Origin of the sequence: uncultured Sphingomonas sp., assembly GCF_934560975.1 — a bacterium.
Lineage (GTDB): Bacteria > Pseudomonadota > Alphaproteobacteria > Sphingomonadales > Sphingomonadaceae > Sphingomonas_I.
The window spans coordinates 20,967-27,915 of the sequence record NZ_CAKTFO010000030.1 but is presented as its reverse complement, the minus strand read 5'-3'; the positions used below and the strand labels follow the sequence as shown (position 1 = coordinate 27,915).

Sequence of the window (6,949 nt, the reverse complement as noted above, 5' to 3'; positions counted from 1 at the left end):
TAGGCGCAGGGGTGGGCGCAGGCGCCGGGGTCGGCGCGGGCGTCGCAACAGGCTCCGCCACCGGCGCGGCGGCAACCGGGGCCGGCATCGGCGCAGGCGCCGGGGTGGGCGCAGGCATTGCAACCGGAGCCGGTGCAGCCGGAGCGGGCGCAGGGGCAGGCGCCGGCGCGGCAACGGGCGCGGGCGCCGCCACCTCGACCTCGGGCTCTGCCGTGGGAGCCGGGTCACCGGGCCGGCGCAGGACGCGGGCCTTCTTCGTCTCCACGATCACCGTGTTCGAGCGGCCATGGCTGAAGCTCTGCTTCACCTTGCCCGTTTCGACCGTCCGGCGAACGCCGAGCGGCGCGCGCATACCCAGTTTCGGCTTGTCGTTATCGCTCATCTAGTAACCCGAACCCTCAATCCAACATCATGCGCCAGGGGCCTTGCGAAACGGTCCCGCAAGGCGAATGGCTCACCCATCCAGTCCAATGAAGCCGCGCCACCGGCCAAGCGCCTGGTTGACTCGCGCGGCGGCAGCCGGCGCGATCAACGCGAGATGTACAACATTTTCCCGCCCAAGCGCCATCGACAATATGGCGCGTGTCGCCGGGATTGCGAGTCCCCGGACGTCCGATCCTTCCATGTCGAGGCCGACGCGCAGCGCCTGGTCCAATTTCCGGCTGCCGTCGGCGGCGGCGTCGCGGGCGTGGAGCAGCAGTTCCACGCTGCCCTTGCGCGCGGCATCGACGATCTTCTCGCTGCCGGTGATGATCTGCCCCGCCCGCGCCTCCAGCCCCAGCCGGTCCAGCGTGGCGCGTTCCAGCGCGCGCTCGATCTGCTCGGCCAGGTCGCCCGGCACGGTAACGGCGGTCTTGAAGGCGCGGGACAAGGCCTTGGTCAGCCGCCCCTTGGTGATCGCCTCCTCCAGCGCCGCGCGATCCACTCCGATCCATGCGCCCCGGCCGGGCGCCTTGGCGCGGATGTCAGGCGCAACCGCACCGTCCGGACCCAGCGCCAGCCGGATCAGGTCGTCCCGCGCGGCCTTGCGGCCCGACAGGATGCAGGTGCGCTCCGCCCCTTCCTTGCCGGGGGGGGCGGTCGCGGCGTCGTTCAGCCGTGGTTGCTCATTGTCCGCCATTCGCGTTCGCGACCTCCTGCTGCTGCGGGGAGGGTGCGGCGCGGTCGGCGATCAGGATGCCGTTGGCCCCGTAATTCTCGGTGGAATGCTCGGCGATCACGATCTGCACGGCGGCCGCGGGCTTGCCCAGCCGCTCAACCATGGAGCGCGTGACGTCGGCCACGATCGCGGACTTCTGGTCCCTGGTGGCGGAGCCGGCGAGTTCGATGCGGATGAACGGCATCAGGCTTCCGCCTCCTCGCCCGCGGTATCGCCCTCGACCTCTTCGTCGCCGAACCAGCCGGCGGCGCGGCGGGCGGCCATGATGATCTCCTGCCCCTGCTCGATCGACAGGCCGTAGGCGACGAGCACGCCGCCCTTGTCGAGCTTCGGCTGCGGCGCGCCTTCCTTGCGGCGACGCGGCTCGGCGCGGGGGCGCTCCACCAGCTCGTCGGTCGACAGGTCGCCCAGATCGTCCAGCGTCTTGATGCCGGCCTTGCCCAAGGTCACCATCATCGCCTCGGTGATGTACGGCAGGTCGCCGATCGCATCCTCGACGCCCAGGTCCTGACGCTCCTCGCGCGCGACCTGTTCGCGGCGCTCGATCGCTTCGCCGGCGCGGCTTTGCAGTTCGGACGCGATTTCCTCGTCTAGCCCCTCGATGCCGGCCAGTTCCTCCGGCTCGACATAGGCGACTTCCTCCAGCGTGCTGAAGCCTTCGGCCACCAGCAGCTGGGCCAGCGTCTCGTCCACGTCCAGCTCGTTCTGGAAGGTTTCGCTGTTCTGGACGAACTCCTTCTGGCGCTTCTCGCTGGCGTCGGCTTCAGTCAGGATGTCGATCGCCTTGCCGGTCAGCTGGCTGGCGAGGCGGACATTCTGGCCGCGACGGCCGATGGCGAGCGACAGCTGGTCGTCGGGCACCACCACCTCGATCCGCTCTTCCTCCTCGTCGATCACCACGCGGGCGACCTGCGCCGGCTGCAGCGCGTTGACGACGAAGGTGGCGTTGTCGGGCGACCAGGGGATGATGTCGATCTTCTCGCCCTGAAGCTCCTGCACCACCGCCTGCACGCGGCTGCCCTTCATGCCGACGCAGGCGCCGACCGGGTCGATCGACGAATCGCGGCTGATCACGCCGATCTTGGCGCGGCTGCCGGGATCGCGCGCGGCGGCCTTGATCTCGATGATGCCGTCGTAGATTTCGGGCACTTCCTGCGCGAACAGCTTCTTCATGAAGTCGGGATGCGCGCGGCTGAGGAAGATCTGCGGCCCGCGATTCTCGCGCACCACCTTCAGGATCAGGGCGCGGACGCGATCGTCCTTGCGCAGCACTTCGCGCGGGATCTGCGCGTCGCGGCGGATCACGCCCTCGGCCCGGCCAAGGTTGACAACCACATGACCGAACTCGACCGACTTCACCGTGCCCACGATGATCTCGCCCGCGCGGTCCTTGAACTCGTCATACTGACGCTCGCGCTCGGCATCGCGGACCTTCTGGAAGATCACCTGCTTGGCGGCCTGCGCGGCGATGCGGCCGAATTCGATGTTGGGCAGCGGATCGACGATGAAGTCGCCCAAGGCCGCATCCTTCTGCAGCTTCTGCGCGTCCGCGACCGACACCTGGGTGAAGTAATTCTCCACATCCTCGACCACCTCGACCACGCGCCACAGGCGGACGTCGCCGCCGGACGTGTCGATCTTGGCGCGAATGTCGTTCTCGGCGCCATAGCGGGCCTTGGCCGCGCGCTGGATGGCGTCTTCCATCGCCTCGATCACGATCGCCTTGTCGATCAGCTTCTCGCGCGCGACGGCATCGGCAATGGCGAGCAGCTCGGCCTTGTTGGCGGAAACGGCGGTGGCCATGACGTGAACTATCCTTCCTCTGAAATTCTGTCCGCGCCTTCTGTCGAAAGCGGCGCGGTGGCTTCGATCAGCGCGTCGGTCAGCAGCAGCTTGGCGCTGGCGATCTGGCCAAAGGGAATCGCAATCTCGCCGACGCGCTCGGCATAGATGGTGACGGTGTCGCCTTCGAGACCGAGCAGCCGGGCATCGAACTGCTTGCGCCCGTCCAGCGGGCTCGCCAGCCGGATGCGCGCGTCGTAGCCGGTCCAGTCGGCATAATCCTTCGCCCGGGTCAGCGGCCGGTCGATGCCGGGCGACGACACTTCCAGGCGATAGGCTTCCTCGATCGGGTCCGCCGCGTCCAGCACCTCGGACACGCGCCGCGACAGGGCCTCGCAATCGGTCAAATCGAGCTGGCGGGTATCGGGTCGCTCGGCCATCACCTGCAACGTGGGGTCGGTCTTGCCGCCGAACATCGCCACGCGCACGAGGTCGAAACCGAGCGCCTTCGCCTCCGGCTCGATCAGTTTGGTGATGATGTCGATGTCGGCCATGAAACTCCTGTGCGCCTTCGCGCCGGTGCCCGAGGGCCCGGCCTCGGCAGAGTTTCCAATGTCGAGGAAGACGACCGCTACATAGCCCGTCCGCGACCCCGGCGCAAGATCGGCGCGCTCCCTCACACCGAAACAGGCAAGTTCCGCGGGCCCGATCCATAAACGACACGAACGAGAGGGATGGGGAATGGAGGAGGCGGGGCGCTGGATCCTGGCGGATCTGTAGACGGTGGGCTGCGTGCGGTCCGGATGGACGACCCCGGCGTCGTCGCGGATCGAATCGGTGCGCACCTAGTCGAGCTATGCCTGTCCCGCCCTTGCCGACGCGCTGCTCAGCTACGAACGCGACGAGGGCATCCCGCTGCGTGGCGCGGCGTTCGCGATGGCCGCCGCCGCGCCGCCGACGGGCGATGCCGTCCCCATGCCACCTGCTGCCCGCGCGCGCCATGCCGAGTGCGCGAGTCGGATGCGGGAAGGTAGGGATCGATGACGCCGACCCTCTCACCGAGATTGTGGCTTGGGCATTGTTGCAATGGCTTTGTTTTCACCGATATGGAGCATGTCCGAGGCCGTTTGTCCCTACTGTGCCGGGGCCGTCCGGATCCTCGCGTGTTTGAAGGCCGCGAGTTCAATTCACTTCGAACATTGTCGTTAACGGCCTTAGGGCTTTCGCAATGTCTTGGGTCCAGTGTGACCCGCATGAGCAAGGTTCTTTCCGGCACGCGTCGATCGGCAAGCCCTGTCACACGCGTGCTGATCCACTTTGTTGAGAGTAGCGCGCGCCTGACACCGCGCAACGCCGCGATGATCGTCTTCGCCTGCCTCTTCGTGACGATCGGCGTCGATTACCTGGCCGAGGGCCTGTTCAACCCGCACCTGGCGCTGTTCTTCACGACGTTTCTGGCGGCGTGGTCGATCAGCGAGCTTGCGGGGTTGGGATGCGCGGCGGTGGCGACATGCGCGGTGATGGCGGTCAACGGCCCGGCCTATGGGCTGCAGGCGTCCCATCCGCACATGATCGCCATTGTCGCCAACAGCCTGGGTCGCCTGCTGATGCTGTCCTGGTTCGCCCTGCTCGCCAGCGCCCTGCGCGCGGTGGTGGAGCAGGAGCGGTGGCGCGCCAGCATCGACGAGCTGACCGGCGCGCTCAACAAATATGCCTTGCGCGAACGCATGTCGGGGCTGGTGGACATGACCCGCCGCTCGGACGGGGCGATCGTGCTCGCCTACATGGATCTCGACGGCTTCAAGGGTGTTAACGACCGTCATGGCCATTCGGCGGGGGATCGGGTGCTGAAGACGTTTGCCCATGGCGCGCGCGATGCCATGCGGTCCTATGACCTGCTTGCCCGGATCGGCGGCGACGAATTTGTCGCGGTGCTGGCCGTGCGCTCGGCGGAAGAGGGCGATCGCGTGGCCGAACGGCTCCATGCGCAGCTGTCGGACGTGCTCAAGGACAGCGGCTTCCCGGTGACGTGCAGCATGGGCGCGCTGGTGGCGGATGCCCAGGGCATCGCCGAAGACGATTACCTGATCGAGGCCGCCGACCAGCTGATGTACGAGGTGAAGCGCTCCGGCAAGAACGCGCTCCGCATCGCGCGCGCGAACAAGCTCGGCCTGATGCTGCGCTCCGCCTACGAGGTGCAGCAGAAGCGCCGCTTCAACGACCTGCTCCGCCGGGTCGATCATGCGGACTTACAGAGGAATGCGGCATGAAGTTCGATTTCTTTTCGCCGGCGCCGCGCCCGGACAACGAACGGGAACGGCAGGCAGCGGTGGATGTGATCGTCCGGCGCGGCGTGGCGGATCAGGCGCGGCTCGACGCGATCGTCGCGGAGGCGGCGGATTTGCTCGACTGCCCGATCTCGGCCTTGTCGATCATCGACGGCGAACGGCAATGGTTCGCCGGGATCACCGGGCTGGACGCGGAGGAGACGTCGCGCGCGGCATCCTTCTGCGCGCACACCATCCTTGATCCCGAACGCCTGTTGTACGTGCCCGACGCGGCGGAGGATTGGCGCTTCACCGGCAATCCGCTGGTCAAGGACGGGCCGCAGATCCGCTTCTATGTCGGCGCGCCCGTCATCATGGCGGATGGTGCGGTGGTCGGCGCTTTGTGCGCGATCGACACGCGCACCCGCACGCTGGAACCGCACGCGCTCCAGCGGCTGCGGGAACTGGCGGCGGAGGCGGCCACCACCCTCTAGATCGACCGCGCGCGGTTCCGCTTGCGCGGGCGCGTGTGATCCGCTGTGGTCGGCGGGAGCCCGATGCGTGCGACCGCGCGTTGGCACGCCCGCGACCATCCAGAGGAGCCCCCATGCGCACCGCCTTGCTCTCCACCGCCATGCTGCTGCTGGCGGCCTGTTCCAGCGGACCCGGCCAGGCCGCGGATGCCCCGGCGGCGGGCGTGGGCAAGCTCCCCTTCACCGTCACGCCGGTGGCGGCGTTCGATGCGCCGTGGGCGATGACCTTCCTGCCCGACAAGCGCATGCTGGTGACGGAGAAAGCGGGCCGGCTGCTGCTGGTGACCGCCGATGGCGGCAGCCGCCTGACGGTGGCGGGTACGCCGGCCGTGTTCAGCCAGGGACAGGGCGGGCTGATGGACGTGGTGCTCCACCCCGCCTTCGCCACCAACCGGCTGGTCTATCTCAGCTGGTCGGAGGAAGGGCCGGGCGGGCAGGGCGTGGCGCTCGGCCGGGGCAAGCTGGTCGAGAGTGGCGGGCAGGCCCGGCTGGAGAGCTTTCAGGTCCTGTTCCGGGCACAGCCTTTCGTCAGCGGCACGCAGGGCCATTTCTCTGGCCGCATCGCCTTCTCGCCCGACGGCAAATACCTCTTCTTCACCAATGGCGAGCGGCAGAAGTTCGATCCGGCGCAGGATGCCAAGGCGACGCTCGGCAAGGTGCTGCGCCTGACGCCGGAGGGCAAGCCCGCTCCCGGCAATCCGCTCGCCGCCAGGAGCTTCAACCCCGCCGTGTGGAGCTATGGCCATCGCAACCTGCTGGGGATCGCCTTCGACGCGCAGGGCAATCTGTGGGAGCAGGAGATGGGTCCCAAGGGCGGGGACGAGGTCAACCTGATCCTGCCGGGCCGCAATTACGGCTGGCCCCAGGCATCCAACGGCAGCCATTATGACGGCCGCGACATTCCCGATCACAAGCCCGGCGACGCGTTCGAGCCGCCGAAGGTGTGGTGGAATCCGGTGATCTCGCCGGGCGGGCTGATGATCTATTCGGGCAATCTGTTCCCGCAATGGAAGGGCGACGCCTTTATCGGCGGGCTGTCGTCCATGGCGCTGGTCCGCGTCCACCTGGACGGCACCAACGCCAGCAAGGGCGACCAGTGGGACATGGGCAAGCGCATCCGTGAGGTGGAGCAGGGGCCGGACGGCGCCATCTACCTGTTGGAGGACAAGGCCGGCGGGCGTCTGCTGCGGCTGACCCCGGCCGCCTGA

General features: G+C 68.0%; 8 protein-coding genes. 3 read left to right on the top strand and 5 right to left on the bottom strand.

Annotated features, from left to right (window positions below; all coding sequences use genetic code 11):
* The 5 genes from Q0D93_RS13920 to rimP form a co-directional block, all read right to left on the bottom strand.
* A partial coding sequence (locus Q0D93_RS13920; protein ID WP_294395415.1) for a translation initiation factor IF-2 associated domain-containing protein occupies window positions 1-382 on the bottom strand: 382 nt, incomplete at its 3' end.
* A 72-nt stretch (window positions 383-454) separates the two neighbouring features.
* Complete coding sequence (locus tag Q0D93_RS13915) at window positions 455-1,120, bottom strand: DUF448 domain-containing protein (protein WP_294395413.1); 666 nt, start codon at window positions 1,118-1,120, stop codon at window positions 455-457.
* Window positions 1,107-1,343 (bottom strand): 4-oxalocrotonate tautomerase family protein, encoded by a 237-nt coding sequence (locus tag Q0D93_RS13910; RefSeq protein ID WP_294395410.1) that lies wholly within the window; start codon window positions 1,341-1,343, stop codon window positions 1,107-1,109. The genes Q0D93_RS13915 and Q0D93_RS13910 overlap by 14 nt, the downstream gene beginning before the upstream one ends.
* Window positions 1,343-2,962: a transcription termination factor NusA gene (nusA, locus tag Q0D93_RS13905; RefSeq protein ID WP_294395409.1), complete on the bottom strand. Its 1,620-nt coding sequence runs from the start codon at window positions 2,960-2,962 to the stop codon at window positions 1,343-1,345. Before nusA ends, Q0D93_RS13910 begins: the two co-directional genes overlap by 1 nt.
* Window positions 2,963-2,970: 8 nt before the next feature.
* Window positions 2,971-3,495 (bottom strand): ribosome maturation protein RimP, encoded by a 525-nt coding sequence (gene rimP, locus Q0D93_RS13900; RefSeq protein ID WP_294395407.1) that lies wholly within the window; start codon window positions 3,493-3,495, stop codon window positions 2,971-2,973.
* Window positions 3,496-4,194: 699 nt separating this feature from the next.
* Here rimP and Q0D93_RS13895 point away from each other — a divergent pair.
* From Q0D93_RS13895 to Q0D93_RS13885, 3 genes are all read left to right on the top strand, one after another.
* Entirely contained in the window at window positions 4,195-5,211 is a 1,017-nt protein-coding gene (locus tag Q0D93_RS13895) for a GGDEF domain-containing protein (protein ID WP_294395405.1), read from the top strand.
* Window positions 5,208-5,702, top strand: coding sequence for a GAF domain-containing protein (locus Q0D93_RS13890; RefSeq protein WP_294395401.1), 495 nt, complete (start codon window positions 5,208-5,210; stop codon window positions 5,700-5,702). Before Q0D93_RS13895 ends, Q0D93_RS13890 begins: the two co-directional genes overlap by 4 nt.
* A 113-nt stretch (window positions 5,703-5,815) precedes the next feature.
* A complete protein-coding gene (locus Q0D93_RS13885; RefSeq protein ID WP_294395400.1) occupies window positions 5,816-6,949 on the top strand; it encodes a PQQ-dependent sugar dehydrogenase in 1,134 nt (377 codons plus the stop codon).

What these genes read in the sequence shown, in the direction of transcription:
- Q0D93_RS13895 (WP_294395405.1), top strand. Translation starts at nt 4,195, where the DNA reads ATGAGCAAGGTTCTTTCCGGCACGCGTCGATCGGCAAGCCCTGTCACA.
- Q0D93_RS13915 (WP_294395413.1), bottom strand. Translation starts at nt 1,120, where the DNA reads ATGGCGGACAATGAGCAACCACGGCTGAACGACGCCGCGACCGCCCCC.
- Q0D93_RS13885 (WP_294395400.1), top strand. Translation starts at nt 5,816, where the DNA reads ATGCGCACCGCCTTGCTCTCCACCGCCATGCTGCTGCTGGCGGCCTGT.
- Q0D93_RS13890 (WP_294395401.1), top strand. Translation starts at nt 5,208, where the DNA reads ATGAAGTTCGATTTCTTTTCGCCGGCGCCGCGCCCGGACAACGAACGG.
- Q0D93_RS13910 (WP_294395410.1), bottom strand. Translation starts at nt 1,343, where the DNA reads ATGCCGTTCATCCGCATCGAACTCGCCGGCTCCGCCACCAGGGACCAG.
- nusA (WP_294395409.1), bottom strand. Translation starts at nt 2,962, where the DNA reads ATGGCCACCGCCGTTTCCGCCAACAAGGCCGAGCTGCTCGCCATTGCC.
- rimP (WP_294395407.1), bottom strand. Translation starts at nt 3,495, where the DNA reads ATGGCCGACATCGACATCATCACCAAACTGATCGAGCCGGAGGCGAAG.